General features: G+C 48.3%; 1 protein-coding gene and 1 pseudogene. Both read right to left on the bottom strand.

Features of this window, described 5'->3' with window-relative positions:
- The coding region (locus KIV40_RS33390) for a YheV family putative zinc ribbon protein (protein ID WP_285353699.1) at positions 1–121 on the bottom strand (121 nt) is incomplete at its 3' end.
- Positions 122–195: 74 nt separating this feature from the next.
- A pseudogene (locus tag KIV40_RS33385) lies at positions 196–576 on the bottom strand (glutathione-regulated potassium-efflux system protein KefB); the annotation flags it as partial.

Below are 576 nucleotides of genomic sequence, written 5' to 3'. Positions count from 1 at the left end.
TAAAGTCACAATCCACACACTCCACCAGCTCAATATTGTTCTCAACCCACCAGCGAAGCGTGTCTTGGCTGCTGCAACTTGGGCAGCTTGCGCCGGCAATAAAGCGTTTCTTCTGTTTCACGTTATCTATCCTTTACAACTTGGATGCATGCCATTTGGTGATGGCTGTTATCTTATAATTTTACAAGCAATGAGTTACTGCCAGTAGTTTCGAGACTGATGGTCGTTTTCCATCTCATGCCCGAAGATTTCTTCCAACTCTTTGCGAGCCTCTTTGGCTCTTTGCGCTAATTCGGTGTCTTCATTGTGCTGAGGGAGAAGGTCTTTCAGCATGGCATTATCGAGTTTACGGAAGTGCGCCTCGGCACGCTTCGCTTTATACGGATGCATGCCGAGCTCAGTCAAAGCTTGCCTGCCTAAGTCTAACGCCCCTAGGAAAGTTTCACGAGAGTAGTTGGTCACACCGTGGTTCAATAGTTGGTAAGCTTCAACACGACTTCGAGCGCGCGCCAAGATTTTTAGGCGTGGGAAGTGCTGACGACACAGGTCGACCGTTTTCATGATCTCATCTGGTGA

The organism is Vibrio sp. D173a (assembly GCF_030248475.1).
The sequence above is the reverse complement of the archived record's forward strand: the minus strand, read 5'-3'. Positions and strand labels throughout refer to the sequence as shown.